The sequence below is a fragment of the Streptomyces sp. NPDC032745 genome (genome assembly GCF_055579465.1).
The window spans coordinates 886,412-911,911 of sequence record NZ_JBVING010000001.1 but is presented as its reverse complement, the minus strand read 5'-3'; the positions used below and the strand labels follow the sequence as shown (position 1 = coordinate 911,911).

Sequence of the window (25,500 nt, the reverse complement as noted above, 5' to 3'; positions counted from 1 at the left end):
CGGTCAGGCGGGCATTGCCTCGAGGCGCTTGATCATGCGGCGGAGCACCAGCAGGGGTATGACCCCGAAGACGCCGAACGACATGTCGATGACGCTCCACCCGAAGGGGATGCCCCGGATGGGGCCGCAGATCAGGGCCAGGGGGATCACGCCGGCGCAGGCGATCATGCCGGCCTCGACGATCCAGATGTTGCGGACGGGGTCGCGGTGGACCCCGTAGAAGAAGACCGCGATCACCAGGTGGGCGAAGGCGAGCCAGTCGGTGCCGTAGAGGAGGAAGGGATAGTCCGCGTCGGCCCGGTCCAGCCCTTCCCCCACCCGCCGCAGCCAGGTGTGGGACACGAGGGAGTTGGCCCAGTGCAGTTCGCTGACCAGGGGGAAGGCGGTGAGCCCGCTGAGCACGAGGCAGACGATGAACAGGACCAGCCAGGCACGGATCCGCCGCTGAAGGGCGCTTCTCTCGCTCATGGAAGGAAGCGTACGCCCGTTTCTGAACATGTTCAGCAAAATCTCTGAACGCGTTCAGTTCTGTGGCGGGACCGTGACCACCGGGCTCCGCGCGGCACTCAGAGACCGACGATGGCGTTCCAGCGCTGGGCGAGGGAGCGGCGCTCGGCCGAGGAGATGTCCCGGGCCACGACGAGCCGTTTGCGCATCTCCCCGTCGGGGAAGATCAGCGGGTTCTCGGCGAGTGCGGCGGTCTCCTTGTCGTCGGAGCCGGCCAGCACCTCGCGGGCGGCCGGGACCGGGCAGACGTAGTTGACGGCGGCGGCGAGCTCGGCGGCCACCTCCGGGGCGTAGTAGTAGTCGACCAGGGCCTCGGCGTTGGCCTTGTGCCGGGCCAGGTTGGGGACGAGCAGGCTCTCCGCCCAGAGCTCGGCGCCCTCCTCCGGGACCACGAACTCGATGTCGGGGTTGTCGGCCTGGAGCTGGATGGCGTCGCCGGAGTACGCCTGGCAGGCCAGGACGTCGCCCTTGCTCAGATCGGAGGTGTAATCGTTCCCGGTGAAGCGGCGGATGTGCTTCTTCTTCACCATGCTCTGCACCTGGTCGCACATCCGGTGGAAGTCGGACTCGGTCCAGCGGGTGACGTCCACGCCTTCGCCCTGCATCAGCAGGGCGAAGGACTCGTCGAGGCCGGAGAAGAGGGTGACCTTGCCCGCCAGGTCCGGGTGCCACAGGTCCTTGACGGACTTGATCTCCCGGCCCAGCGCCTTGCGGTTGTAGGCGATGCCGGTGATCCCCGACTGCCACGGAACGGTGTGCAGGCGGCCCTCGTCGAAGGCGGGGGACCGCAGCTGCGGGTCCAAGTGGGCGGCCACGTTGGGCTGCGCCGACCGGTCCATCTGCTGGGCCCAGCCCAGGTGGACGAAGCGGGCGGCCATCCAGTCGCTGACCACCACCAGATCGTGGCCGGTCTCCTGGCGGTTCATCAGGGCCGGGCTGACCTTGCCGAAGAACTCGTCGTTGTCGTTGATCTCCTCGGTGTACCGGACCTCGATGCCGGTCTTCTCCGAAAAGGCGTCCAGCGTCGGACGGCGCTCCTCGTCCTCGTCGTCGGTGTCGATGTACAGCGGCCAGTTGGAGAACGCGACCTTCTTGTCCCGGCCGGAGCGGTCCGGGCCTCCGCGACGGTCCTCGGGGACGTAGGCGGCGGGCACGCCGCAGCCGGCGAGGGCCGCGAACAGGCCGGCGGCACCGAGGCCGCGCAGTGCCGCACGGCGGGAGAAGGCGAGTTCAGACATGGGGAAAGCCTCGGGGAACGGAGGAGGGCGGGCAATAGACACATTGTCTACTGCCCGCCCTCTCAAGCTCCTTCGGTGATCAATGAGATCCCCGGGTGGAGAGCGATCAGCCGTCGAGCGAGGTCATCACGTGCTTGATGCGCGTGTAGTCCTCGAAGCCGTAGGCGGAGAGGTCCTTGCCGTAGCCGGACTTCTTGAAGCCGCCGTGGGGCATCTCGGCGACGAGCGGGATGTGGGTGTTGATCCACACGCAGCCGAAGTCGAGGTTCTTGGACATCCGCATCGCGCGGCCGTGGTCCTTGGTCCACACGGAGGAGGCGAGGGCGAACTCGACGCCGTTCGCGAACTCCAGGGCCTGGGCCTCGTCCGTGAAGGACTGGACGGTGATGACGGGGCCGAAGACCTCGTTCTGGATGATCTCGTCGTCCTGCTTGAGGCCCGAGACCACGGTCGGGGCGTAGAAGTAGCCCTTCTCACCGACCTGGTGGCCGCCCGCCTCGACCTTGGCGTGCGCCGGGAGTCGCTCGATGAAGCCCGCGACCTGCTTGAGCTGGTTCGGGTTGTTCAGCGGGCCGTAGAGCACGTCCTCGTCGTCCGGCTGGCCGGTCTTGGTGTCGGCCGCGGCCTTGGCGAGGGCGCTCACGAACTCGTCGTGGATGGACTCGTGCACGAGCACACGGGTCGCGGCGGTGCAGTCCTGGCCGGCGTTGAAGTAGCCGGCTACCGCGATGTCCTCGACGGCCTTCGCGATGTCGGCGTCCTCGAAGACCACGACCGGGGCCTTGCCGCCGAGCTCCAGGTGGACGCGCTTGACGTCCTTCGAGGCGCTCTCGGCGACCTGCATGCCCGCGCGCACCGAGCCGGTGATGGAGGCCATCGCCGGGGTGGAGTGCTCGACCATGGCCTTGCCGGTCTCGCGGTCACCGCAGATGACGTTGAAGACGCCCTTGGGCAGGACCGAGTCGATGATCTCGGCCATCAGGACGGTGGAGGCCGGGGTGGTGTCCGAGGGCTTGAGCACCACGGTGTTGCCCGCGGCGATGGCCGGGGCGAACTTCCACACGGCCATCATCATCGGGTAGTTCCACGGCGCGACCTGGGCGCATACGCCGACCGGCTCACGGCGGATGATCGAGGTCATCCCTTCCATGTACTCGCCGGCCGAGCGGCCCTCGAGCAGGCGGGCCGCACCCGCGAAGAAGCGGATCTGGTCCACCATCGGCGGCAGCTCCTCGCTGGCCGTGAGGCCCAGCGGCTTGCCGGTGTTCTCCGACTCGGCGGCCACGAGCTCCTCCGCGCGCGCCTCGAAGGCGTCCGCGATCTTGAGCAGGGCCTTCTGCCGCTCGGAGGGGGTGGTGTCGCGCCAGCCCGGGAAGGCGGCCGCGGCAGCCGCCATGGCGGCGTCGACATCGGCCTGGCCGGAGAGCGGGGCAGTGGCGTACACCTCGCCGGTGGCGGGGTTGACCACCTCGGTGGTCCGCCCGTCGGCGGCGTCCTTGAACTCTCCGCCGATGTAGTTGCGCAGACGACGCAGTTCGGTGGTCACTCCAGCCACACTCCTGATCACATGTCCAACGATTGAGACGAATCCCAATCTTAGCCCCTAGGCGGACGCTTTCGGCAGGGCCAGACGCCACGAACTACGAAATCAGTGAGATCCAAGTCCCCAGACAACGGATTTCATCGATTCCGTCTTGCGGAACAGACGACTCCTCGTGCACAGTGAGGTCGTGGTCAGTCGAAGCGCAGATTCCAGGAACAGACAACCGTCCCCTTCGGTCGATGCTGTGTCCCTGGCGATCATCGAGCAACTGCAGGAGGACGGGCGCCGTCCCTACGCGGCGATCGGCAAGGCCGTCGGCCTGTCGGAGGCAGCTGTGCGCCAGCGCGTGCAGAAGCTGCTCGACCAGGGCGTCATGCAGATCGTCGCCGTCACCGACCCGCTCACCGTGGGCCTGCGGCGCCAGGCCATGGTCGGCATCAACGTCGAGGGAGACCTCGACCCGGTGGCCGACGCTCTGACCCAGATGGCCGAGTGCGAGTACGTGGTCATGACCGCGGGCTCGTTCGACCTGATGGTGGAGATCGTCTGCGAGGACGACGACCACCTGCTGGAGACGATCAACAAGAAGATCCGCGCGCTCCCCGGCGTGCGATCAACCGAAAGCTTCGTTTATCTGAAGCTGAAGAAGCAGACCTACATGTGGGGAACTCGATAGCCCGTGAGCCAGGACCTCTCCAAGACCGCGTACGACCACCTGTGGATGCACTTCACCCGCATGTCGTCGTACGAGAACTCCCCCGTCCCCACCATCGTGCGGGGTGAGGGCACCTACATCTTCGACGACAAGGGCAAGCGCTACCTGGACGGTCTCGCCGGACTGTTCGTGGTCAACGCCGGTCACGGCCGCAAGGAACTGGCCGAGGTCGCCTACAAGCAGGCCCAGGAACTCGCGTTCTTCCCCATCTGGTCGTACGCGCACCCCCAGGCCGTCGAGCTGGCCGAGCGCCTCGCCGGCTACGCCCCGGGCGACCTGAACAAGGTCTTCTTCACCACCGGCGGCGGCGAGGCCGTCGAGACCGCGTGGAAGCTCGCCAAGCAGTACTTCAAGCTGCAGGGCAAGCACACCAAGTACAAGGTCATCTCCCGCGCGGTCGCCTATCACGGCACCCCGCAGGGCGCCCTGTCCATCACCGGCCTGCCGGCCCTGAAGGCCCCCTTCGAGCCGCTGGTCCCCGGCGCGCACAAGGTGCCGAACACCAACATCTACCGCGCCCCGATCTACGGCGACGACCCCGAGGCCTTCGGCCGCTGGTGCGCCGACCAGATCGAGCAGGAGATCCTGTTCGAGGGCGCCGACACCGTCGCCGCCGTCTTCCTCGAGCCGGTGCAGAACGCCGGCGGCTGCTTCCCGCCGCCGCCCGGGTACTTCCAGCGGGTCCGCGAGATCTGCGACGAGTACGACGTGCTCCTCGTCTCCGACGAGACGATCTGCGCCTTCGGCCGCCTCGGCACGATGTTCGCCTGTGACAAGTTCGACTACATCCCGGACATGATCACCTGCGCCAAGGGCATGACCTCGGGCTACTCCCCGATCGGTGCCTGCATCGTCTCGGACCGCATCGCCGAGCCGTTCTACAAGGGCGGCAACACCTTCCTGCACGGCTACACCTTCGGCGGACACCCGGTGTCCTCCGCGGTGGCGCTCGCCAACCTCGACATCTTCGACAAGGAAGGCCTCAACCAGCACGTGCTGGACAACGAGGACGCCTTCTTCTCGACGCTGAAGAAGCTGCACGACCTGCCGATCGTCGGCGACGTCCGCGGCAACGGCTTCTTCTACGGCATCGAGCTCGTCAAGGACAAGGTCACCAAGGAGTCCTTCACGGACGAGGAGACCGAGCGCGTGCTCTACGGCTTCCTCTCCAAGGCGCTCTTCGAGAACGGCCTGTACTGCCGTGCCGACGACCGTGGCGACCCGGTCATCCAGCTGGCCCCGCCGCTGATCGCGGACCAGGGCACCTTCGACGAGATCGAAGGCATCCTGCGCTCGGTGCTCACCGAGGCGTGGACCAAGCTCTAACCAGCAGTGCCGTAGAGAGCAGCAAACAGTCCGAACCACACGGCCCGGATCCTCCGTTCGAGTGAGAACGCGCGGGTCCGGGCCGTGTGCTGTCACCATCCAAGACGTTCATCTCTTTACATCTCAGTGCGGCGCCAGTGACCGAACCGGTTCCGCTTCGTTCCCCCGAACGGAGGTGTACGCCATGGTGGCTCCACCGGACAACGCCCCACCGGACAATGACGTCCTCTGGGCACGGTCCGTTCACTACTCCCACTGGGGGTCCCCCCGGACGAAGTCCGGGGGAGGTTCACCCGGCCTCATCGGGGTCTCGGTCGGCGTCCGCCAGGGCGAGATCCTGGCCCTGACCGGCCCGCGCGGCAGCGGGAAGACCACGCTGCTGCGCTGCCTGGCCGGACACGTGGTGCCCGAGCAGGGCGAGATCTGGTTCAACAGCGTGCCCGTCCACACCATGGGCGCGCTGGCCCGCGAACGGCTGCGCTGCGACCGGTTCGGCTGGATCGGCCCCGATCCCCTGCTGCTGCCCGAGCTCAAGGTCTGGGAGAACGCCGCCCTGCCCCTGCTGATCGCAGGCGCCTCCCACCGCACCGCCAAGGCCGCCGCCTGCGAATGGCTGGACCGCCTCGACATCGGCGGCTTCGCCCGCAAGCGGCCGCGCGCCCTGACCCGCGCCGAATCCCAGCGGGTCGCCCTCGCCCGGGCCTTGGTCAACGGGCCCGCCGTGGTCTTCGCCGACGAACCCACCGCCCCGCTGCACCGCGCCGAGCGCGCCCTGCTGCTCCGTACGCTCACCACCGCGGCCCGCTCGCACGAGATCACCGTGGTGCTGGCCACGCACGACGAGGAGACCGCGGCCGTCGCCGACCGCCGGGTCGCGCTGCTCGACGGCCGCCCCGCCGGGACCGCGGCCGCCGTGGGCGGTCCGTCCGACGAGACCCCGGAGGGCCAGGCCGCGTGCTCGCTCTCCGCCTAGCCCGCGGCTCCCGCCCGCTCGTCCAGCTGCGCCGGCTGCTGGTCGCCGCCGCCTGCGCCGGCACCGGTTTCCTCCTGCTGTACGTGCTCGCCGGGGCCACCGCCCGGCCTGCCGGATCGTTCCCGCGCCTGCTGTGGGCCCTGGTCCCGCTCGCCGTCACCGTGCAGCTCGCGGTCGCGGTCGCCCGGACGGACCCCGCGACCCGGCCCCGCGAGGGGATGGACGCCGTCGGGCTGGGCCCCGTACGGCTCAGCCTCGTCGCGGCGCTCTCCACCGCCGTCTCGTGCACCCTGGGCAGCGCCCTGGCCCTGACCGCCTTCCTCCACCTGCGGGGCGACCTCACCGGCCTGCCCTTCGACGGAGCCGGGGCCCGGATGCTGCACGCCGACCGGCCGCTGCCCGTGGCGGCCGCCCTCACCCTGCTCGCCCTGGTGCCGCTGGCCGCCTCCGCCGCCACGGTCCTCGCCCTGCGCCCGCACCCGCCGCTGGCCCCGCAGACCGGCCTGCCCTGGGGCATCGCGCTCACCGCCTGCGGACTGGCGGTCGAGGCGTACACGGGCCTCGGCGGCGTCGGGATGCCGGCCGGCTGGGCACTCACCGCCGTCGGGCTCTCCCTCGCGGGCCCGGGCCTGGCCTACGCCTGCGGGGCCCTGGTGCAGGCGGTCCGCCCGGGTGCCGTGCGGCTGCTGGCCGGGCGGACCCTCCAGGAGGAGGCGCCCCGGCTGGGCCGTCCGCTCGGGCTGCTGTGCGCGGTCGGCGCGGGCGCCCTCACCGCCGCGGCCCTGCGCGACCGGAGCGGCTTCCCCGTCCCGCTGGGTCCGCTGACCGGGCCGGCCTGCGCCCTGGTGGCGCTGTGCGTGGCCGCGACCTTGCTCACCTGCGCCGTGGAGGTCCGCCAGGGCCGCTCCGGCACCCGAGCGACCCTGCGCGGCCTGGGCACTCCGCGCACGGTCCTGCGTACGGCCGCGACCCTGCGCGCCACCGCGCTGGTGGCCGTGTGCGTACCGGTCGTATGGGGTGTGGCGCAGCTGACGTCGCTGGCGTTGACCCGCTGACCCAGGCAGCCCTTAGGGTGGGCCGAATGGTCAACGCAGACATCGAGATCGAGACGCTCGCCGAATTCGACCAGGTCGTGGCCCGCGGCTCGCTCAGCGGCTACCGGATCCAGTCGGTCAATCTGCTGGAGCGCACGTTCGCCCTGCTGTCCGCAGACACCTCCGCGGCCGTCTTCCTGGGCTGCGCGATGGAGCCCGACGCGTCGGCCAAGGTGCGCGCGGACGGTGCGCTGGTCTTCCCGCCGGTGCCGGACCTGCCCTTCAACCCGTACCGCGGCCTGCTCTACACCGCCGACGAGCTGTTCGCGGGGCTGTCCGCCGGCTACGAGGCCACTCCTGACGCCCAGTCGTACGCCTGGTTCCAGGAGACCAAGGCGGACGGCGACGTCTTCTCCTCGATGCTGCGGTCCATCCACGACGACGCGATCTCCGACGCCCTCGACGAGCACCTCGCCGGCGCCCGGGTGGTCGGCGTCATGGGCGGCCACGCGATGGCCCGCGGCGCTCGGGACTACCAGGGCGCGGCCGAACTCGGCCGGGAGCTGACCCGTTCCGGGCTTACGGTGGCCACCGGCGGCGGCCCCGGCGCGATGGAGGCCGCCAACCTCGGCGCCTACCTGGCTCCGGCCCCCGACCACGCCCTTGCGGAGGCCCTGGAGATCCTGGCCAAGGCCCCGTCCTTCGTACCCTCGGTCTCCGACTGGGCGCGGGCGGCGTTCGCCGTACGGGACCGCTGGCCCGGCGGCGGCGACTCGGTGGGGATCCCGACCTGGTTCTACGGGCACGAGCCGCCGAACGCCTTCGCGGGCCACATCGCCAAGTACTTCGCGAACGCCACCCGGGAGGACGGGCTGCTCGCCCGGTCCAACGCGGGCGTCGTCTTCCTCCCGGGCGCCGCGGGCACCCTGCAGGAGATCTTCGACAACGCCACGCCGAACTACTACGGGTCGCGGGGCGAGCCGACCCCGATGGTCCTGGTCGGGCGTACGCACTGGACCGAGCACCTGCCCGCGTGGCCGCTGCTCCAGGCGCTGGCGCGCGGCCGTGCGATGGAGTCCCGGATCGCGCTGGTCGACTCGGTGGCCGAGGTCCCCGCCGTACTCGCTTCGATGAAGTGAGTGACGGAGCGAGGCAACTTCCCGGCCCGATCGCACGTCTGCCATAGGTAATCAAAGTGCAAAACCCTGCCAGACGTGAACGGAGCCCTCGGTGCTCATAGGCCTGCTGACCGCGATCGCGGCATCCATCTGCTACGGCACGGGGTCCGTCCTGCAAGCCGTCGGCTCGCGCAGGGCGGCCCGGATGTCCCCGGCCGCCGCCGGGGTGACCGCGCACGGCGGCCCGAACCTCTCGTCCACCGCGAAGGCGGCGATGACGTGGGAGTTCATCGTCGGCACCATCCTGGACTTCGTCGGCTTCGGACTGGGCGCGCTCGCCGCCCGGCTGCTGCCCCTGTTCCTCTCCCAGACGGTGATCAGCGCCAACCTGGTGATCACCGCCGTCCTCAGCGTGAAGATGCTGGGCATCCGGCTGACCCGTAAGGAATGGACCTCGATCGGGGTCGTCTGCGCGGCGCTGGTGCTGCTGGCGACGGCAGCGGGCCACGAGGGCGGCCACCACGCCCCGGTGTCCACGCACTGGTGGCTGTTCGCCGTGACCCTGCTGATCATCGCGGGCGGCACGGTGGCCGTCCGCCTCCTGGGCGCCCGGGCCGCGATCCTGGCGGGCCTGCTGTCGGGCCTGGCCTTCGGCGCGCTGGGCGTCGGCGTCCGGATCCTCGACGGGGTCGACCCGTTCGACCTGGGCGAGCTGCTCGCCGATCCGGCCCTCTACGCCATTCTGCTGGCCGGCGTGGGCGGCATGTACCTGCACACGGTCGCTCTCCAGATCGGCTCGGTGAACGGCGCGACGGCCGCGCTGGTGGTCGGCGAGACCGTCCTGCCGGGTGCCATCGGCGTCCTGTGGCTGGGCGACGCATCGCGGCCGGGCCTCGCGTGGCTCGCGGTCCTCGGCTTCGTCCTGGCCGTCACGGGCGCGGTGGCAGTCGCCTGGTACGGCAACCACGACACCCCGGAATCCCCCGCGGAAGCCCCCACCCCCGCGGAATCCAGCCCCGCCGGCGTTTGAGGCGCGGGGTCCGGGGGCCGGCCGGCCCCCGGACCGGCGCCGCACCGGAGAGCGTCCGGGCCGAGCCCGGGGAACCCTGGAGGGGCGGGTAAGGGGACGGGCCCCGCGCTGCGGCTACACCGCCGGGAGGACGACCACCTCGGCCGGGGCGAAGGACACCGCGACCTGATCCCCGGCGGCCGGGGCACCGGCCAGCCCGCACTCCGCCTCCAGCAGCGGCCCTGCATCCGGCCTCAGCAACAGCGCGACGTGCGTCCCCCGGAACGTCCGCGAGACCACCTCGCAGCCCAGCCCCTGCTCCGCCAAGACCACCCCGGCGGGCCGGATCAGCAGCTTGCGCTCGCCGTCGGGGGAGCCGGCCGGAACCGGCACCCGACCCCACGCAGTCACCGCGGCCCCGCCCGACACCCTCGCCGGGATCACGTTCTCGAAGCCGAGGAACCGCGCCACGAACTCCGAGGCCGGCCGCTGCCAGACCTCCAGCGGGGTCCCGGCCTGCGCGATCCGCCCGTCCCGCATCACCACCACCCGGTCGGCCAGGGCGAAGGCCTCCCCCTGGTCGTGGGTGACGGCCAGCACCGTGGTCCCGAGCCGGGAGAACAGCCCTCGCAGCTCCACCACCAGCCGCTCGCGCAGCCCGCGGTCCAGCTGTCCCAGCGGTTCGTCCAGCATCAGCAGCCGCGGTGAGGGGGCCAGCGCCCGGGCCAGGGCGACCCGCTGCTGCTCACCACCCGACAAGGAGGACACGGAGCGGCCCTGGGCCCCGGGCAGCCCGACCAGCTCCAGCAGTTCCGCGACCCGGGCTTCGCAGGACCCCCGGCCGTATCCCCCCATGCGCAGCCCGAACGCGACGTTCCCGCCCACGTCCCGGTGCGGGAACAGCTGGTGGTCCTGGAACATCAGGCCGACCCCGCGCCGGTGCACCGGCACCCGCACCTGGTCCGCGCCACCGAGCAGGACCCGCCCGGTGGAAACCGGCTGGAGCCCGGCGACGACCCGCAGCAGGGTGGACTTGCCGCTCCCGCTCGGCCCGAGCACGCAGACGATCTCGTGCTCGGCGACCTCCAGATCCACCGCGTCGACGACGGCACGCTCGCCGAAGCGGACCGAAACCCCGGCCAGTTCGAGCAACGTCATCAGAACTCTCCCGAGGTCTTGTCGGGGCGCAGCCGCTCCAGCACCAGCAGGGACACCGCACACACCAGCATCAGAATCGTGCTCAGGGCCATCGCCTGCCCGTAGTTGAGCTCACCGGCCCGCCCCAGCAGCCGCGCCACGGCCACCGGCAGCGTCGGACGGTCGGGCCGGGCGATGAAGACGGTCGCGCCGAACTCCCCCAGCGAGATGGCAAAGGCGAACCCGGCCGCGATCAGCAGCGCCCGCCGCACCAGCGGCAGGTCCACCTCCCGCCAGGCCCGGAGCGGGGACGCCCCGAGCACGGCGGCGGCCTCGCGCAGTCGCCCGTCGACTGCGCGCAGCACCGGCAGCATGGTCCGTACGACGAACGGCACGCCCACCAGCGCCTGGGCCAGCGGCACCAGAATCCACGAGGTCCGCAGGTCCAGCGGCGGCTCGTCCAGGGTGATCAGGAAGCCGAAGCCGACCGTCACCGCCGACACCCCCAGCGGAAGCATCAGCAGCGCATCGAACCCGCGCACGAACCGCCCCCCGCGCCGGGTCAGTGCCGCGGCCGCGAGTCCCCCGATCAGCAGGGCGATGGCGGTGGCGGCGAGCGCGTACTGCAGGGAGTTCCAGATCGCCTCCAGCGGTGGCACGAGGAACGTTCCGCCGCCGGCGCCCGCGTCCTGGAGCGCCCGGTAGAAGCCGAACCCGTACCCGCCCGGGGCGTCGAAGGACCGTTCCACCAGCACCAGCAGCGGGGCCACGATCAGCAGTGCCACCGTCAGCAGCACCCCGCCCAGCAGGGCGCGCTGGCCGGGCCCGGCCGGCCGGTGTGCGGTCCGCGCCGGGTCCACGAGCCGCAGGGCGGTCTCGCGCCTGCGCACGGTCCAGGCGTGAATACCGAGGATCAGGCCGACCGCCACGAACTGCACCATCGTGAGGACGGCGGCCGTCGGCAGGTCCAGCAGCTGCGCGGTCTGCCGGTAGACCTCCACCTCGAGGGTGGCGTACGAGGGCCCGCCCAGGATCTGCACGACGCCGAAGGAGGTGAAGGTGAACAGGAACACCATCAGCGAGGCGGCGGCCACGGCCGGCCCGAGCGCGGGCAGCGTCACCCGCCGCCAGGCGGCGAACCGCCCGGCGCCCAGCATCCGGGCCGCCTCCTCCTGGCGCGGGTCGAGCTGCGCCCAGAGCCCGCCGACCGTCCGTACGACGACGGCGTAGTTGAAGAAGACGTGAGCGAGCAGGATCGCCCACACGGTGGTGTCCAGCCGGACGCCACACAGCTCGTCCAGCAGCCCGCCCCGCCCGACCAGCGCCAGGAAGGCGGTGCCGACCACCACGGTCGGCAGCACGAACGGGACCGTGACCACCGCCCGCAGCAGCTGTTTGCCGGGAAACTCGAAGCGCGCGAAGACGTACGCGCCGGGGAGTGCGAGCAGGAGCGTGAGCGCCGTGGACGCGAGCGCCTGCCAGGTGGTGAACCAGAGCACGTCGGCGATGTCGGGCCGGGTCAGCACCTCGCCGATCCGGCCGAACTGCCAGCCGTCCTCGGTCTTGATCCCGCGGCCGACGATCGCGGCGACGGGATAGGCGAAGAACAGCCCGAAGAAGGCGAGCGGGACGGCCATCAGGGCGAGCCTGACGGCCGTACCGCGTACGCCCTCCTTCGCAGGAGTGCTCTCGCGTCCTACTTCACGACGAGCGAGGACCATGTCTTGACCCACTGCTCACGGTTCTTGGCGATGGTCTGCGGAGCCACGTTCTCCGGCTTCTCGATGACCACGCCGTGCTTCGTGAACAGTTCCGGCAGCTTCGCGTCCTTGACCACCGGATTCACGAACATCTGCAGCGGCATGTCCTCCTGGAACTTCTTGCTCACCAGGAAGTCCAGGAGTGCCTTGCCGCCCTCCTCGTTCTTCGCGCCCTTGAGCAGGCCCGCGAACTCGACCTGTCGGAAGCAGGTGCCGGTGGAGACGCCCGTGGGGGCCTCGGCCGGCTGCGGCTCGCCGTAGAGGACCTCGACCGGCGGGCTGGAGGCGTACGAGACGACCAGCGGACGGTCGCCCTTGGCCTTCTTGCCGCCGGCGGAGCCCGAGAAGCGCTCGTTGTAGGCCTGCTCCCAGCCGTCGACGACCTCGACGCCGTTCGCCTTGAGCTTGCTCCAGTAGTCCTTCCAGCCGTCCTCGCCGTACTTGCCGACGGAGGCGAGGAGGAAACCGAGGCCCGGCGAGGAGGTCGCCGCGTTCTCGGTGACCAGCAGGTTCTTGTACTCGGGCTTGATCAGGTCGTCCAGCGTCTGCGGCGGGGCGAGCTTCTTGTCGGCGAAGTACGCCTTGTCGTAGTTGACGCAGATGTCGCCGGAGTCGACCGGGGTGACCCGGTGCTCCTTGTCGAGCACGTACTCGGGCTTGACGTCGGCCAGGCCCTTGGCCTCGTACGGCGTGAAGATCCCGTTGTCGAGGGCGCGCGAGAGGAGCGTGTTGTCGACACCGAAGAAGACGTCGCCACGCGGGGAGCCCTTGGTGAGGATCTCCTGGTTGAGGGCGGCGCCCGCGTCCCCGGACTTCAGGACCTTGACGGTGTAGCCGCTCTGCTGCTCGAACTCCTTGAGGACCGTGTCGGTCACGTTGAAGGAGTCGTGGGAGACGAGCGTGACCGTCTTGGACTTCGGCGTCTCGCCGGAACCGGCCGCGGACTCGTCCTTGGCGTCGCCGCCGCCGCAGGCACTGAGCGTGGCGACGCCGAGCGCGGCCGCGAGCGCTGCGCCCGCGAACTTCCTGGTGGTGCTCACTGGTGAATTCCTCCTGGGATGACCAGGAGAAGACGCGGCCCTGCCCGGCGCTCAGTGCGAGCGGTCGCCGGGCAGGGCGCAACAGCTTGAGTGATGACCGAACTTCCTACCCCGAATGACCGGGGCGAGGTTCAGAGGGTCTGCGGATGACGGTTACCGCACTCTCAGCGCTGTGGCGCTCCCCTGTCGGAATATGCAATTGGTTCGGCCACAGGGTACCCCGTGGCCGAATCGGGCCCGCGGAAACCGCAGGCTAGCGCTCCGAGGCGGCCAGCTGGCCGCACGCGCCGTCGATCTCCTGGCCGCGGGTGTCGCGGACGGTCACCGGTACGCCGTGGCGGGCGATGGCCTCCACGAAGGCCTTCTCGTCCTCGGGACGCGAGGCGGTCCACTTCGAGCCCGGCGTCGGGTTCAGCGGGATCAGGTTGACGTGGACGCGCTTGCCCTTGAGCAGCCGGCCGAGGAGGTCGCCGCGCCAGGCCTGGTCGTTGATGTCGCGGATCAGCGCGTACTCGATGGAGATCCGGCGGCCGGACTTCTCGGCGTACTCCCAGGCCGCGTCGAGGACCTCGCGGACATTCCAGCGGGTGTTCACGGGGACGAGGGTGTCGCGCAGCTCGTCGTCCGGCGCGTGCAGCGAGACCGCGAGGCGGCACTTGAAGCCCTCGTCGGCGAACCGCAGCATCGCCGGGACCAGGCCGACGGTGGAGACGGTGATGCCGCGCTGCGACAGGCCCAGGCCGTCGGGCTCGGGGTCGGTGAGGCGGCGGATGGCGCCGACGACCCGCTTGTAGTTCGCCAGCGGCTCGCCCATGCCCATGAAGACGATGTTGGACAGCCGGGCCGGTCCGCCGGGGACCTCGCCGTCGCGCAGCGCGCGCATGCCGTCGACGATCTGGTGGACGATCTCCGCGGTGGACAGGTTGCGGTCCAGGCCCGCCTGGCCGGTGGCGCAGAACGGGCAGTTCATACCGCAGCCGGCCTGCGAGGAGATGCACATGGTGACCCGGTCGGGGTAGCGCATCAGCACGGACTCGACGAGCGTGCCGTCGTGCAGCTTCCACAGGGTCTTGCGGGTGGTGTCGTCGTCGCACGAGATGTGCCGGATGACGTTCATCAGCTCGGGGAGCAGCTCCTGCTGGAGCTTCTCGCGGGAGCCCGCCGGAATGTCGGTCCACTCGGCCGGGTCGTGCGCGTACCGGGCGAAATAGTGCTGCGAGAGCTGCTTGGCCCGGAAGGGCTTCTCACCGATCGCGGCGACCGCCTCGCGCCGCTCCTCGGGCGTGAGGTCGGCGAGATGCCGGGGCGGCTTCTTGGCTCCGCGAGGGGCGACGAAGGTGAGCTCTCCCGGGACGGGGCGGGCCATGGCAGGTACTCCTCGTAAGACGAAAGGCGCGCCGCAGAAGCAGCGCGCCTTTCAAGAGTAACCGCCCGGACCCACCCGAAGCCTTCGGACGTACGTCGCCCCAGCTCAGCGGGGTCCCCCTGGTGAACCGCCCGCCGGCCGGAACCCGCGGAGGCCGGTTTCAGCCCGTTCCCACGAAAGCCGCCGGCAGCAGCCACACCACCGGCGCGGTCGGCAGCAGGGAGTCGAGCCGGTCCATGCTGTATCCGATATGCGGCTCCGCCGCAGGGCACCGTGGCCGGGCAGCAGGGATCAGCCGGTCCCCACGAAAGCCGCCAGCAGCAGCCACACCACCGGTGCGGTCGGCAGCAGGGAGTCGAGCCGGTCCATGATGCCGCCGTGGCCCGGCAGCAGCGTGCCCATGTCCTTGATGCCCAGGTCCCGCTTGATCATCGACTCGCCGAGGTCGCCCAGCGTGGCACTGACCGCGACCGCGAGACCGAGCAGCAGGCCCTGCCACCAGGCGCCTCCGTCGATCAGGAACTCCATGCACAGTGCGCCGGCCGCCATGGCGAAGGCCACCGCGCCGAACAGCCCCTCGCGGGTCTTGCCGGGGCTGATGCGCGGCGCCAGCTTGTGCTTGCCGAAGCGCCAGCCGACCGCGTAGGCCCCTGTGTCGCTGACCACGGTCAGGACCAGGAAGGTGACCACCCGCTGCGGGCCGTCGTCGGCGGTGAGCAGCATCGCGACGAAGGTGGCCAGGAAGGGCACGTAGAACGCCGCGAAGACGCCTGCGGTGACGTCCTTGAGGTAGTCCTCGGGCGGTTCGGTCATCCGCCAGACCAGGACCGCCAGCGCGGTCAGGGCCATGGCCACCCAGGCGCCCTCGGCCCCCCGGACGTATCCGGCGATGACCATGGCGGCGCCACCGACCGCGAGCGGGACGAGCGGCGCCTTGATGCCCTTCTTCTCCTGGAGCCGGGAGGTGAGCTCCCACAGGCCGACGACGACCGCGACGACGATGACGCCGACGAAGACCGCCTTCACGATGAACAGCGAAGCGAAGATCACCGCACCGAGGCCGACGCCGACCCCTATGGCGGCACGCAGGTCTCGCCCCGCCCGCTTCTTCTGCGGTGGTGAGGCGTCCTGCGGTGCCTGCGAGGGCGGGGGCGGGGGGCTGGGCATGGGCTCCTGCGGCGGCGTCTCGGCGCGGAACGGGGAGCCGCCGTCGGCGGCGGCCCCCCGATCGCGTGCTTCCCGGTCGTCGAAGTCACGGCCGGCGGCATCGGGCACGATGGGCATGGGCCGAGTGTGCGGGCCCACCAGCGCATCGTATGCGGGACCCGCCGGAACCTGCTCCGTGGCCCAGGGAGAGTCGTTCATCAGACCTCGAGGAGCTCGGCTTCCTTGTGCTTGAGCAGCTCGTCGACCTGCGCCACGTACTTCGCGGTGGTGTCGTCGAGCTCCTTCTCGGCGCGGCGCACCTCGTCCTCGCCGGACTCCTTGTCCTTGACGAGCTTGTCGAGGGCGTCCTTCGCCTTGCGGCGGATGGAGCGGATCGAGACCTTGGAGTCCTCGGCCTTGGTGCGCGCGACCTTGATGTACTCCTTGCGGCGGTCCTGCGTCAGCTCGGGGAAGGTCACCCGGATGATATTGCCGTCGTTGCTGGGGTTGACGCCCAGGTCGGAGTCCCGGATGGCCTGCTCGATGTTGCGCAGGGCGCTCTTGTCGAACGGGGTCACGATCGCCATGCGCGGCTCGGGCACCGAGAAGGACGCGAGCTGGTTGATGGGGGTGATGGCGCCGTAGTAGTCCGCCACGATCTTGTTGAACATCGCCGGGTGCGCACGACCGGTGCGGATCGCCGCGAAGTCTTCCTTGGCGACGACGACGGCCTTCTCCATCTTCTCCTCGGCCTCGAGGAGGATTTCTTCGATCACCACGTGCTCCTGCATGTCAGATTTGGATGGTTCAGGCGGGCGGGGCGGGCTCGGCCCAGTGGGGCCGGGCCCGGCGTCGGGACGCTCAGGCCCGGGTGCCCTGGTCGCTCACGAGCGTGCCGATCTTCTCACCCTTGACGGCGCGGGCGATATTGCCCTCGGCGAGCAGCTCGAAGACCAGGATCGGCAGCTTGTTGTCGCGGCACAGCGTGATGGCGGTGGCATCGGCGACCTTGAGGTCGCGGGAGAGCACCTCGCTGTACTCCAGCGCGTCGAACTTCACCGCGTCGGGGTTCTTCTTCGGGTCGGAGTCGTAGACCCCGTCGACGCCGTTCTTGCCCATGAGCAGGGCCTCGGCGTCGATCTCCAGGGCACGCTGGGCGGCCGTGGTGTCGGTGGAGAAGTACGGCATGCCCATGCCGGCGCCGAAGATGACGACGCGGCCCTTCTCCAGGTGGCGTACGGCGCGCAGCGGGATGTACGGCTCGGCGACCTGGCCCATGGTGATGGCGGTCTGCACACGGGAGTCGATGCCTTCCTTCTCCAGGAAGTCCTGGAGGGCGAGGCAGTTCATGACGGTGCCGAGCATGCCCATGTAGTCGGACCGCGCACGGTCCATGCCCCGCTGCTGCAGTTCGGCGCCGCGGAAGAAGTTTCCGCCGCCGATCACGACGGCGATCTCCGCGCCGTCACGGACCACCGCGGCGATTTCGCGCGCGATGGCATGGACGACGTCGGGGTCGACGCCCAGTCCTCCACCACCGGAGAAGGCTTCGCCCGACAGCTTCAGCATGAAGCGGCGGCCCTTCTTGTCGTGGTCGCTCTTGTCGTCGGAAGCGGTGTGGGGGTCCACGCCCTGATTCATGGAGATCTCCTCGTGCACATACGAAGAAGGCCATTGCCGGTGGGTCCTCGCGGTTCCCTCTACGGCAATGGCCTCCTCGTCAGATCTGCGGTCGTTCCGCGCGCGGGCGGACGACTGCTTCAGACCCTACCGGGGTCCGGTGTCCGTCGTGTACGGACGGACTCAGATGCCGACCTTGATGCGCGAGAAGCGCTTCAGGGTGACACCGGCCTCGTCCAGAACCTTCTGGACGGACTTCTTGTTGTCCAGCGCGTACGGCTGGCCGAGGAGGGTGGCCTCCTTGAAGAAGCCGTTGACGCGACCCTCGACGATCTTGGCGATGGCAGCCTCGGGCTTGCCCTCCCCGCGGGTGACCTCTTCGGCGATGCGGCGCTCGGACTCGACCTTCTCGGCCGGGACGTCCTCGGCGGACAGCCACTGCGGGGCGAACGCGGCGATGTGCTGCGCGACACCGCGGGCGACCTCGGCGTTCTCCTTGTCGAGCTCGACCAGGACGCCGATCTGGAACGGCAGGTCGGGCATCGTGCGGTGCATGTACGAAGCCACGTAACCGCCGGTGAACTGCGCGAAGCGGTCCAGGACGATCTTCTCGCCGAGGTTGGCGTTGGCCTCGTCGACGAAAGCGGTGACGGTCTTGCCGGGCTCGATCTCGGACGCGAGCAGCGCCTCGATGTCGGCCGGGGAGGTGGCGGCCACGTGGGCGGCCAGCTGGTTGGCGACGGCCAGGAACTTCTCGCCCTTGGCGACGAAGTCGGTCTCGCACTTCAGCTCGACGATGACACCGGAGGTGTTGTCGTCGGCGATGAGGGAGACGACCGCACCGTTCTCGGCGGAACGGCCCTCGCGCTTGGCGACGCCCTTCTGGCCCTTGATGCGAAGCGCTTCCATGGCCTTGTCGACGTCACCGTCGGCGTCCACGAGCGCGTTCTTGCAGTCCAGCATGCCGGCGCCGGTGAGCTCGCGGAGCTTCTTGACGTCAGCGGCGGTGTAGTTCGCCATGAGTCTGTGATTCTCTCTCGAAGTCGTAGATCTACGGGTGAACGGCGGAGGCGCCGCGCTTTTGGCGCGGCTCCCCCGCCGTCATCGTCCGTGCTGCGAGTGCCCGGCGCGTGAACGCCGGGCGCTCTCAGTGGGTCAGGCCTGCTCGGCGTCGGCGGCCGGGGCCTCGACAGCCTCGGCGGCGGGGGCCTCGGCGGCCGGGGCCTCGACAGCGGCCTCGGCCGGAGCGGCCTCGGCGTCGTCGGCCTTCTTCTCGCCCTCGAGCAGGTCGCGCTCCCACTCGGCGAGCGGCTCGGCGGCGGCCTTCTCGCCCGGCTTCGAGTCACCGGTCGCAGCGCCGGAGCGGGCGATGAGGCCCTCGGCGACGGCGTCGGCGATCACGCGGGTGAGCAGGGTGACGGAACGGATCGCGTCGTCGTTGCCCGGGATCTTGTAGTCGACCTCGTCGGGGTCGCAGTTGGTGTCGAGGATCGCGACGACCGGGATGTGGAGCTTGCGCGCCTCACCGACGGCGATGTGCTCCTTCTTGGTGTCGACGATCCAGACGGCGCTGGGAACCTTCGACATCTCGCGGATACCACCGAGGGTCTTCTCCAGCTTGGTCTTCTCGCGGGAGAGGACCAGGAGCTCCTTCTTGGTGAGACCCGAGGCTGCGACGTCCTCGAAGTCGATCGCCTCAAGCTCCTTCAGACGCTGGAGGCGCTTGTAGACGGTGGAGAAGTTGGTGAGCATGCCACCCAGCCAGCGCTGGTTGACGTACGGCATACCAACGCGCGTCGCCTGCTCGGCGATGGCCTCCTGGGCCTGCTTCTTGGTACCGACGAACATGATGGAGCCGCCGTGGGCAACGGTCTCCTTGACGAACTCGTAGGCGCGGTCGATGTACGACAGCGACTGGAGCAGGTCGATGATGTAGATGCCGTTGCGCTCGGTGAAGATGAAGCGCTTCATCTTCGGGTTCCAGCGACGGGTCTGGTGACCGAAGTGGACGCCGCTTTCCAGCAGCTCCCGCATCGTAACGACGGCCATGGCCATCTCCTTGGTTTCTCGGTTTGGTTCCTGACGCCCCACCGCGCCCTGCCCCCGACGAGGGGACCGAGAGACGCTTTCACCCGGCCTGAGCGGCTGGTGCTGGGGCGTGCGAAGTCGACCCGGTGACCCGGATCGCCGTAAGAAGTGTACGGGACCGGGCGGTATGCCAGGTGACGCCGTTGTCCACACCCGGCCGTCCGTCCACAGGCGCCGTCACGCTGCGCGAGGCGGCGGCAACCTGGACGGCATGACGACACTGCTGCTCACGCTGCTGCTGACCATGGCCCAGGCGCTCGTACCGGGGGCCCGGCCTCTGCCGCCCCCGCTGGTGGTGGCCCGCTGGTGGGACCCGCCCCCGACCCCGTACGCGGCGGGGCACCGCGGGGTGGATCTCGCCGCCCCGGTGGGTGCCGAGCTCCGCGCGGTCGGGCCGGGCCGGGTGCACTACGCGGGCCTGGTGGCCGGCCGCGGGGTCCTCTCCCTCACGCTCCCGGGCGGCCTGCGCACCACGTACGAACCGGTGCGTCCGCTGGTCGCGGAGGGCGAGGAGGTCACGGCGGGCCAGGTGGTCGCCGTCCTCACGGAAGGCACGCACTGCGGGCAGCCCTGCCTGCACTGGGGCCTCCTGTCAGGCACCACCTACCTGAACCCCCTGACCGTCCTCCCGCACCCCACGCCGAGACTCCTGCCGCTCGGCGAATCCGGCCCGGCCGGAGCTGGAGGGACATTGGCCCCGCCGTCATCCGAGGCGCCGGGGGCGCCCCCGGCGGTAGCTGGGGGAGGGTCCGGGGGCCGAGCCCCCGGGGGCCTCAGCCCTGCACGCCCCGCAGGGCCATGGCCACGGCCGCCTCCGTCACCACACCGGGATCCTCGGCGGCGCCGAGCTCGATGCGCCTCACAGCGGCATCGACGACCCCCTGCAGCAGCATCGCGGCGAGCCGGGGCTGCTCGTGCCCCAGGGCTCCGAGCGCCTCCACGATCATCGCCACGAGCCCCCCGTGCGCGGCACGGATCTTCTCCCGCGCTCCCGCATCGAGCTCACTGGCCGAGATCGCCACCACCGCCCGGTGCCGCCGGTCCCCGACCAGACCCAGCTGGCTCCGGACGTAGGCCTCGACCTTCGCCTCCGGAGACGGCGCCTGCTCCATCGCCGCCTCGATCTCGGCGGCCCATACGGGGAAGTCCACGGCGCACAGCTCTTCGACCACGGCCGCGCGGGAACGGAAGTACTCGTACACGGAGGACCGGGCGAGGCCGGTGCGCTCCGCCAGGGCGGGGAAGGTCAGCGCTTCCGTCCCGCCTTCGGACAACAGGGAGCGCGCAGCGTCCAGCAGGGCGCCGCGCTGCATCGACCGGTGCTCGGCCACGGAGGCCGCTCGAATCCTGGGCACGCATCCACTCTACGGAGGGGCCGCAAGCTCACCGGCCGACATCCGCCAGCTTGGCCCGCAGTTGGAGCACCGACTTGGTGTGGATCTGGCTGACCCGGCTCTCCGTGACGCCCAGTACGTTGCCGATCTCGGCCAGCGTGAGGCCCTCGTAGTAGTACAGCGTCACCACGGTCTTCTCCCGCTCCGGCAGGGTGTTGATGGCCCGGGCCAGGAGCCTGCGCAGCTCACGGTCCTCGGCCACCTCGACCGGGTTGTCCGCGGCGGTGTCCTCCAGGGTGTCCATCAGCGAGAGGCGGTCGCCGCCCTCTCCGCCGACGTGCAGCAGCTCCTCCAGGGCGACCACGTTGGCGAGCGACAACTGGCTGAAGACGGTGTGGAGTTCCTCCACCGCGATGCCCATCTCGCCGGCGACCTCGTGCTCGGTCGGGGTGCGGCGCAGCTGGGCTTCGAGGGTGGCGTAGGCCCGCTCCACGGCCCGCGCCTTCTGCCGCACCGAGCGCGGGATCCAGTCCAGCGCCCGCAGCTCGTCGATCATCGCGCCCCGGATCCGCGTGATCGCGTACGTCTCGAACTTGATGGACCGGTCGATGTCGAACTTCTCGATGGCGTCGATCAGCCCGAAGACCCCGGAGGAGACGAAGTCGGCCTGTTCCACGTTGGGCGGCAGGCCCACGCTGACCCGGCCTGCCACGTACTTCACCAGGGGCGAGTAGTGCAGGATCAGCTGCTCCCGCAGCCGCTCGTCACCGCTCTCCTTGTACGAGCGCCACAGCACCTCGAGGGACGAGGGCGCGGTGGTCCGCACGCTGCCGCGGGCAGCGGGGGGCACCGCAGCGCGGTCAGACCCTGAGGTGTGCTGGGGCATGCTTCGCCTTTGCCGGAGCCGGATTCCTTGGGAGCGTAGCGTGACGGAAGTGTCGCGGTGCGCGAAGAGTACGGGATCGCGCATGGGCACCGGGGCGTCGTGACTCGCGCGGGAGACCCGGGACCGGCGCCTGGCGCTCGGTCCCGGCGGCTGCCACCGGGAAGACCGCGTCTCTCATCGGCTTCACTCTTTCACCGGAACACCCCAGGTCAACGACCGCCTCGCCGGGCGCCACCGGTTTGTGTGCCTCCTTCAGGTGATTGTGTGGTCAACTGCCAGCCCTCGCCCTGCCGTTCGACGAACCCCAGAGAGTGAAGTTCGTACAGTCTGCCGATGACTTCATCGGTGCCGGTGCCCGCGGCGAGGGCCACTTCGTCGGCGTGCGCGCGCCGCCCGGCCGGGAGTGCTTCGAGCACACGGGCGGTCTCCCGGTCCAGCAGGTCCCGGGCGAGCACCGGACCGCGCCGCTCGGGAGCCAGTTCACCCATGCCGCCGACCAGCTCGACCACTTCCGCGGCGTCGGTGACGAGCACGGCCTCGCCGCGCAGCAGTTCGTGCACTCCGCCCGAGAGCCCGCTGGTGGCAGGCCCGGGGATGCCCATGGTGAACCGCCCGAGCTGCTGGGCCCGCCGGGCCGTGACCAGGGAGCCGCTGCGGTGGGCCGCCTCGACCACTACGGTGCCCCGGGTGAGCGCGGCGATGACCCGGTTGCGCAGCACGAACCGGCTGGGGGTCGGGTTGCTGCCGGGCGGCAGCTCGCCCAGCACCAGCCCCTGGTCGGCGATCCGGCCGAGCAGCCCGGCATGGCCGCGGGGGTAGGCGGTGTCCACCCCGCAGGCGAGCACCGCGGCCGTGGCGCCGCCCGAGGCGAGGGCCCCGCGGTGGGCGGCGGCGTCGACCCCGTACGCCGCCCCGGAGACCACCACCCAGCCCCGCTCGGCGAGCCCGGAGGCCACGGTCTGGGCCATGTGCGCGCCGTACGGGGTGCAGGCCCGGGCCCCGACCACGGCGACGGAGCGCAGCGCCCAGGTCCGCAGGTCCGGTCTGCCCCGCAGCCAGAGCCCGACGGGCCGGGCGTCGCCGAGGTCGTCCAGCTGGGTCGGCCACTGCGCCGAGCCGGGGCAGATGAACCGGCCGCCGCCGCGGGCGGCGGTCGCCAGATCCCGCCGGGGGTCGGCGAGCGCCGCCCGCCTCCGGTATCCGGCGAGCCTCTGCTCCCCCACCCCGGCCAGGGCCGCCGCCCCGGCGGCCGGGCCGGTCAGCAGCCGTATCAGCCCGACGGCGCCGTGTTCGCGCAGCCACCGCCCACCGTGCTCGTCGCCGGGCTCCAGCACCCGGGTCAGCGCAGCCCGCGCCAACAGCTCCGAATCGGACCCGTCGGCCGCCTCCGGCCGCGCCGCAGACCCGGCCCGGCCCATCCGCCCCCGCTCAGCGGCCGGCCCAGCCTCGGCTGCCGGATCGGACGCGGCGGCCGGATCGGACGCGGCGGCCGTGCCGCGCCGGGCCGTCGCCCCGGGCCCGTCAACCGGCCTCCGCTCGGCGGCCGGCCCGGAATCGGCGGCCCCCTCGGGCACGGCGGCGGGGCTCATGACCCGGCTCCCACGGCCAGGGCCGCGCCGCGGGCGATACCGGTCCGTAGTTCCAGGGCCACGGCCACGTCCAGCGCCTCCGGGCGGTCCCGGCCCCGCAGGTCGGCCACGGTCCAGGCGACGCGGAGCACCCGGTCCAGGCCGCGGGCGGTGAGCAGCCCGCGCTCCAGGTCGCGCTCGGCCTGCGCCAGCGCTCCGGGGGCCGCCTGCCAGCGCGTGCGCAGCTCGTGCCCCGGCACCTCGGCGTTGAGCCGCCACGGGGTGTCGGCGAGCCGGGCCGCGGCGCGGTTCCTGGCCTCGTGCACCCGGTCGGCGACGGCCGTCGTGGCCTCCCCGCGGCCGCCGCGTCCCAGCAGGTCGGAGCGGGTGACCGGCTCGACCTCCACCCGCAGGTCCACCCGGTCCAGCAGGGGCCCGGACAACCGCGCCTGGTAGCGCCGGATCACGGATGCCGGGCATTCGCAGCCGGCGCCGAGCAGGGTGTGCCGCCCGCACGGGCAGGGGTTCGCCGCGAGCACCATCAGGAATCGCGCCGGAAGCCGCACCACCCCGGCGGCCCTGGCGATGACCACGTGCCCCGATTCGAGGGGCTGGCGCAGCGCGTCCAGCGCCTTGGTGCTGAACTCGGCGGCCTCGTCCAGGAAGAGCACGCCCCGGTGGGCCAGGGAGACGGCCCCGGGCCGGGGCACCCCCGCTCCACCGCCGACGAGGGACTGCATGGTCGCCGAATGGTGGGGCGCGCAGTACGGGGGCCGGGCGACCAGCGGTTCGCCGGGCGGCAGGATCCCCGCGACCGAGTGGACGGCCGTGACCTCCAGCGAGTCCTGCCGGGTGAGCGGCGGCAGGATCCAGGGGATCCGCTCGGCCAGCATCGTCTTGCCGGCGCCCGGGGGCCCGCTGAGAAAGAGGTGGTGGCCCCCGGAGGCCGCCACTTCCAGGGCCCGGCGGGCGCCGTGCTGCCCGGCTACGTCGGAGAGGTCGGGGAAGTCCGGGGCCTCGCCCTCCCCGGGCCGGCGCTGGGAGATCCCGGTGCCGAGCCCGGCGCCGGGGACCACCAGTCCCGCCAGCATCGGGTCCGGACGGCCCTGTGGACCCGGTGCTTCTTCCTCGGGGACCTCCCCGTCGGTGAGGACGGCGATCAGCTGGCGCAGGCTGCGGACACCGAGCACGCAGACGTCGGGGACGAGCATGGCCTCGGCGGCGCACTGCTGCGGAACCACCACGTTCCGGTACCCGGCGTCCGCCGCGGCGAGGACCGCCGGCAGGATGCCCCGCACCGGCCGCACCCGGCCGTCCAGCCCCAGTTCCCCGATGAGCACCAGGTCGGCGATCGCAGCGGGGTCGACCACCTCGGCGGCGCCGAGCACCGCGGCCGCGACAGCCAGATCGAAGCCCGCGCCAGATTTCGGTACGGAGGCCGGGCTGAGTCCGACGGTGAGTTTCTTCTGCGGCCATGCGGCCCCCGAGTTCACCACGGCGGCCCGCACCCGGTCCCGGCTCTCGACCAGGGTCTTGTCGGGCAGCCCCACCAGGGTGAAGGCGGCGAGCCCGGGCTCCAGGTCGGCCTGGACCTCCACCACCACGCCGTCGACACCCACCAGGGCGACCGAACAGGCTCGTGCGAACCCCATCACGCCACCCCTCGGACGTGCTCCACCACGGGCGCACCGCGCCGCGGCAGCAGGACGCCCACGAGATCGATGCGCACCCCACCCGGGGGTGGTCCGCCGTGGTCGGCGAGCCATCGACCCGCGAGCCGGCGCAATCGCTCGGCCTTGCCGGGGCGGACGGCGGCCATGGGATGTTCGAACTCCCCCGCCCGGCGGGTCTTGACCTCGCACACGACGAGGGCGTCCCCGTCCCGCGCGACGATGTCGATCTCCCCGCTGCGGCACCGCCAGTTCCGCGCGATCACGGTCATCCCGGCCTCGGCCAGCCGCCGCGCCGCGAGCTCCTCGCCGTACCGCCCCAATGCCTGCTGTGCCACGCCCTTCGCGTTCATCCGGCACCACCTCCGGCACCGACGATCCCGCGCCCCCGCCCACCTTGTGGATCTTGGTGGACAACCCGG

Annotated in this window: 23 protein-coding genes and 1 pseudogene; 7 read left to right on the top strand and 17 right to left on the bottom strand. The window is 71.2% G+C overall.

Annotated features, from left to right (window positions below):
* Nucleotides 1-3: 3 nt before the first annotated feature.
* The 3 genes from ACZ5WG_RS04055 to ACZ5WG_RS04045 all read right to left on the bottom strand — a co-directional run bounded on the left by ACZ5WG_RS04055 (nt 4) and on the right by ACZ5WG_RS04045 (nt 3,291).
* Nucleotides 4-468, bottom strand: coding sequence for a hypothetical protein (locus ACZ5WG_RS04055; RefSeq protein ID WP_468720376.1), 465 nt, complete (start codon nt 466-468; stop codon nt 4-6).
* Nucleotides 469-566: 98 nt separating this feature from the next.
* Nucleotides 567-1,745, bottom strand: a complete 1,179-nt coding sequence (locus ACZ5WG_RS04050) for a polyamine ABC transporter substrate-binding protein (RefSeq protein ID WP_468720374.1) — start codon at nt 1,743-1,745, stop codon at nt 567-569.
* Nucleotides 1,746-1,851: 106 nt separating this feature from the next.
* Nucleotides 1,852-3,291, bottom strand: a complete 1,440-nt coding sequence (locus ACZ5WG_RS04045; protein WP_468720372.1) for a gamma-aminobutyraldehyde dehydrogenase — start codon at nt 3,289-3,291, stop codon at nt 1,852-1,854.
* 169 nt (nt 3,292-3,460) lie between these two features.
* Between ACZ5WG_RS04045 and ACZ5WG_RS04040 the strand changes: the two genes are divergently transcribed.
* From ACZ5WG_RS04040 to ACZ5WG_RS04015, 6 genes are all read left to right on the top strand, one after another.
* Entirely contained in the window at nt 3,461-3,964 is a 504-nt protein-coding gene (locus ACZ5WG_RS04040) for an Lrp/AsnC family transcriptional regulator (protein ID WP_030298396.1), read from the top strand.
* A gap of 3 nt (nt 3,965-3,967) precedes the next feature.
* The gene (locus tag ACZ5WG_RS04035) at nt 3,968-5,329 is read left to right on the top strand and encodes an aspartate aminotransferase family protein (RefSeq protein ID WP_389410182.1); all 1,362 of its coding nucleotides are present in this window, start codon (nt 3,968-3,970) and stop codon (nt 5,327-5,329) included.
* Nucleotides 5,330-5,513: 184 nt separating this feature from the next.
* On the top strand, nt 5,514-6,302 hold the full coding sequence (locus ACZ5WG_RS04030) for an ABC transporter ATP-binding protein (protein ID WP_468720370.1): 789 nt from the start codon (nt 5,514-5,516) through the stop codon (nt 6,300-6,302).
* A complete protein-coding gene (locus ACZ5WG_RS04025) occupies nt 6,284-7,357 on the top strand; it encodes a hypothetical protein (RefSeq protein WP_468720369.1) in 1,074 nt (357 codons plus the stop codon). Before ACZ5WG_RS04030 ends, ACZ5WG_RS04025 begins: the two co-directional genes overlap by 19 nt.
* Nucleotides 7,358-7,383: 26 nt before the next feature.
* On the top strand, nt 7,384-8,475 hold the full coding sequence (locus ACZ5WG_RS04020) for an LOG family protein (protein WP_468720368.1): 1,092 nt from the start codon (nt 7,384-7,386) through the stop codon (nt 8,473-8,475).
* Nucleotides 8,476-8,566: 91 nt separating this feature from the next.
* A complete protein-coding gene (locus tag ACZ5WG_RS04015) occupies nt 8,567-9,484 on the top strand; it encodes a DMT family protein (RefSeq protein WP_468720366.1) in 918 nt (305 codons plus the stop codon).
* A gap of 114 nt (nt 9,485-9,598) precedes the next feature.
* Here ACZ5WG_RS04015 and ACZ5WG_RS04010 read toward each other — a convergent pair whose 3' ends face one another.
* The 9 genes from ACZ5WG_RS04010 to rpsB all read right to left on the bottom strand — a co-directional run bounded on the left by ACZ5WG_RS04010 (nt 9,599) and on the right by rpsB (nt 19,581).
* Nucleotides 9,599-10,621, bottom strand: a complete 1,023-nt coding sequence (locus tag ACZ5WG_RS04010; RefSeq protein ID WP_468720365.1) for an ABC transporter ATP-binding protein — start codon at nt 10,619-10,621, stop codon at nt 9,599-9,601.
* On the bottom strand, nt 10,621-12,237 hold the full coding sequence (locus tag ACZ5WG_RS04005; protein ID WP_468720533.1) for an ABC transporter permease: 1,617 nt from the start codon (nt 12,235-12,237) through the stop codon (nt 10,621-10,623). Before ACZ5WG_RS04005 ends, ACZ5WG_RS04010 begins: the two co-directional genes overlap by 1 nt.
* 59 nt (nt 12,238-12,296) lie before the next feature.
* A complete protein-coding gene (locus ACZ5WG_RS04000) occupies nt 12,297-13,400 on the bottom strand; it encodes a thiamine ABC transporter substrate-binding protein (RefSeq protein WP_468720363.1) in 1,104 nt (367 codons plus the stop codon).
* 253 nt (nt 13,401-13,653) lie between these two features.
* Nucleotides 13,654-14,766, bottom strand: a complete 1,113-nt coding sequence (gene rlmN / locus ACZ5WG_RS03995) for a dual-specificity RNA methyltransferase RlmN (protein WP_363178726.1) — start codon at nt 14,764-14,766, stop codon at nt 13,654-13,656.
* A 291-nt stretch (nt 14,767-15,057) separates the two neighbouring features.
* On the bottom strand, nt 15,058-16,131 hold the full coding sequence (locus ACZ5WG_RS03990) for a phosphatidate cytidylyltransferase (protein ID WP_468720362.1): 1,074 nt from the start codon (nt 16,129-16,131) through the stop codon (nt 15,058-15,060).
* Nucleotides 16,131-16,688, bottom strand: coding sequence for a ribosome recycling factor (frr, locus tag ACZ5WG_RS03985; protein WP_030298420.1), 558 nt, complete (start codon nt 16,686-16,688; stop codon nt 16,131-16,133). Before frr ends, ACZ5WG_RS03990 begins: the two co-directional genes overlap by 1 nt.
* A gap of 85 nt (nt 16,689-16,773) precedes the next feature.
* Nucleotides 16,774-17,553, bottom strand: coding sequence for a UMP kinase (pyrH, locus tag ACZ5WG_RS03980; RefSeq protein WP_030162523.1), 780 nt, complete (start codon nt 17,551-17,553; stop codon nt 16,774-16,776).
* 162 nt (nt 17,554-17,715) lie between these two features.
* Nucleotides 17,716-18,552 carry a translation elongation factor Ts gene (gene tsf / locus ACZ5WG_RS03975; RefSeq protein WP_468720360.1) on the bottom strand — a complete coding sequence of 279 codons (837 nt, stop codon included), beginning with the start codon at nt 18,550-18,552 and terminating at the stop codon, nt 17,716-17,718.
* Nucleotides 18,553-18,687: 135 nt separating this feature from the next.
* Nucleotides 18,688-19,581, bottom strand: a complete 894-nt coding sequence (gene rpsB, locus ACZ5WG_RS03970; protein WP_468299690.1) for a 30S ribosomal protein S2 — start codon at nt 19,579-19,581, stop codon at nt 18,688-18,690.
* A 166-nt stretch (nt 19,582-19,747) separates the two neighbouring features.
* Here rpsB and ACZ5WG_RS03965 point away from each other — a divergent pair.
* Nucleotides 19,748-20,224: pseudogene (locus ACZ5WG_RS03965) on the top strand (peptidoglycan DD-metalloendopeptidase family protein); the annotation flags it as partial.
* Nucleotides 20,225-20,393: 169 nt separating this feature from the next.
* Here ACZ5WG_RS03965 and ACZ5WG_RS03960 read toward each other — a convergent pair.
* The 5 genes from ACZ5WG_RS03960 to ACZ5WG_RS03940 all read right to left on the bottom strand — a co-directional run bounded on the left by ACZ5WG_RS03960 (nt 20,394) and on the right by ACZ5WG_RS03940 (nt 25,431).
* Nucleotides 20,394-20,951, bottom strand: a complete 558-nt coding sequence (locus ACZ5WG_RS03960; RefSeq protein ID WP_468720531.1) for a TetR/AcrR family transcriptional regulator — start codon at nt 20,949-20,951, stop codon at nt 20,394-20,396.
* A 52-nt stretch (nt 20,952-21,003) separates the two neighbouring features.
* Nucleotides 21,004-21,840 (bottom strand): RNA polymerase sigma factor WhiG, encoded by an 837-nt coding sequence (whiG, locus tag ACZ5WG_RS03955; RefSeq protein ID WP_266636337.1) that lies wholly within the window; start codon nt 21,838-21,840, stop codon nt 21,004-21,006.
* Between the two features lie 209 nt (nt 21,841-22,049).
* The gene (gene dprA / locus ACZ5WG_RS03950) at nt 22,050-23,258 is read right to left on the bottom strand and encodes a DNA-processing protein DprA (RefSeq protein WP_468720530.1); all 1,209 of its coding nucleotides are present in this window, start codon (nt 23,256-23,258) and stop codon (nt 22,050-22,052) included.
* 167 nt (nt 23,259-23,425) lie between these two features.
* On the bottom strand, nt 23,426-25,060 hold the full coding sequence (locus tag ACZ5WG_RS03945) for a YifB family Mg chelatase-like AAA ATPase (RefSeq protein ID WP_468720358.1): 1,635 nt from the start codon (nt 25,058-25,060) through the stop codon (nt 23,426-23,428).
* Complete coding sequence (locus ACZ5WG_RS03940; RefSeq protein ID WP_053786130.1) at nt 25,060-25,431, bottom strand: YraN family protein; 372 nt, start codon at nt 25,429-25,431, stop codon at nt 25,060-25,062. Before ACZ5WG_RS03940 ends, ACZ5WG_RS03945 begins: the two co-directional genes overlap by 1 nt.
* Nucleotides 25,432-25,500 lie beyond the last annotated feature (69 nt).

Bases quoted from the DNA above. Each gene is read 5' to 3' on its own strand.
- rpsB (WP_468299690.1), bottom strand. From the start codon at position 19,581: ATGGCCGTCGTTACGATGCGGGAGCTGCTGGAAAGCGGCGTCCACTTC.
- ACZ5WG_RS03945 (WP_468720358.1), bottom strand. From the start codon at position 25,060: ATGGGGTTCGCACGAGCCTGTTCGGTCGCCCTGGTGGGTGTCGACGGC.
- ACZ5WG_RS04055 (WP_468720376.1), bottom strand. From the start codon at position 468: ATGAGCGAGAGAAGCGCCCTTCAGCGGCGGATCCGTGCCTGGCTGGTC.
- dprA (WP_468720530.1), bottom strand. From the start codon at position 23,258: ATGGGCCGGGCCGGGTCTGCGGCGCGGCCGGAGGCGGCCGACGGGTCC.
- ACZ5WG_RS04050 (WP_468720374.1), bottom strand. From the start codon at position 1,745: ATGTCTGAACTCGCCTTCTCCCGCCGTGCGGCACTGCGCGGCCTCGGT.
- ACZ5WG_RS03940 (WP_053786130.1), bottom strand. From the start codon at position 25,431: ATGAACGCGAAGGGCGTGGCACAGCAGGCATTGGGGCGGTACGGCGAG.
- pyrH (WP_030162523.1), bottom strand. From the start codon at position 17,553: ATGAATCAGGGCGTGGACCCCCACACCGCTTCCGACGACAAGAGCGAC.
- whiG (WP_266636337.1), bottom strand. From the start codon at position 21,840: ATGCCCCAGCACACCTCAGGGTCTGACCGCGCTGCGGTGCCCCCCGCT.
- ACZ5WG_RS04010 (WP_468720365.1), bottom strand. From the start codon at position 10,621: ATGACGTTGCTCGAACTGGCCGGGGTTTCGGTCCGCTTCGGCGAGCGT.
- tsf (WP_468720360.1), bottom strand. From the start codon at position 18,552: ATGGCGAACTACACCGCCGCTGACGTCAAGAAGCTCCGCGAGCTCACC.
- ACZ5WG_RS04005 (WP_468720533.1), bottom strand. From the start codon at position 12,237: ATGGCCGTCCCGCTCGCCTTCTTCGGGCTGTTCTTCGCCTATCCCGTC.
- ACZ5WG_RS03990 (WP_468720362.1), bottom strand. From the start codon at position 16,131: ATGAACGACTCTCCCTGGGCCACGGAGCAGGTTCCGGCGGGTCCCGCA.
- ACZ5WG_RS04020 (WP_468720368.1), top strand. From the start codon at position 7,384: ATGGTCAACGCAGACATCGAGATCGAGACGCTCGCCGAATTCGACCAG.
- rlmN (WP_363178726.1), bottom strand. From the start codon at position 14,766: ATGGCCCGCCCCGTCCCGGGAGAGCTCACCTTCGTCGCCCCTCGCGGA.
- ACZ5WG_RS04030 (WP_468720370.1), top strand. From the start codon at position 5,514: ATGGTGGCTCCACCGGACAACGCCCCACCGGACAATGACGTCCTCTGG.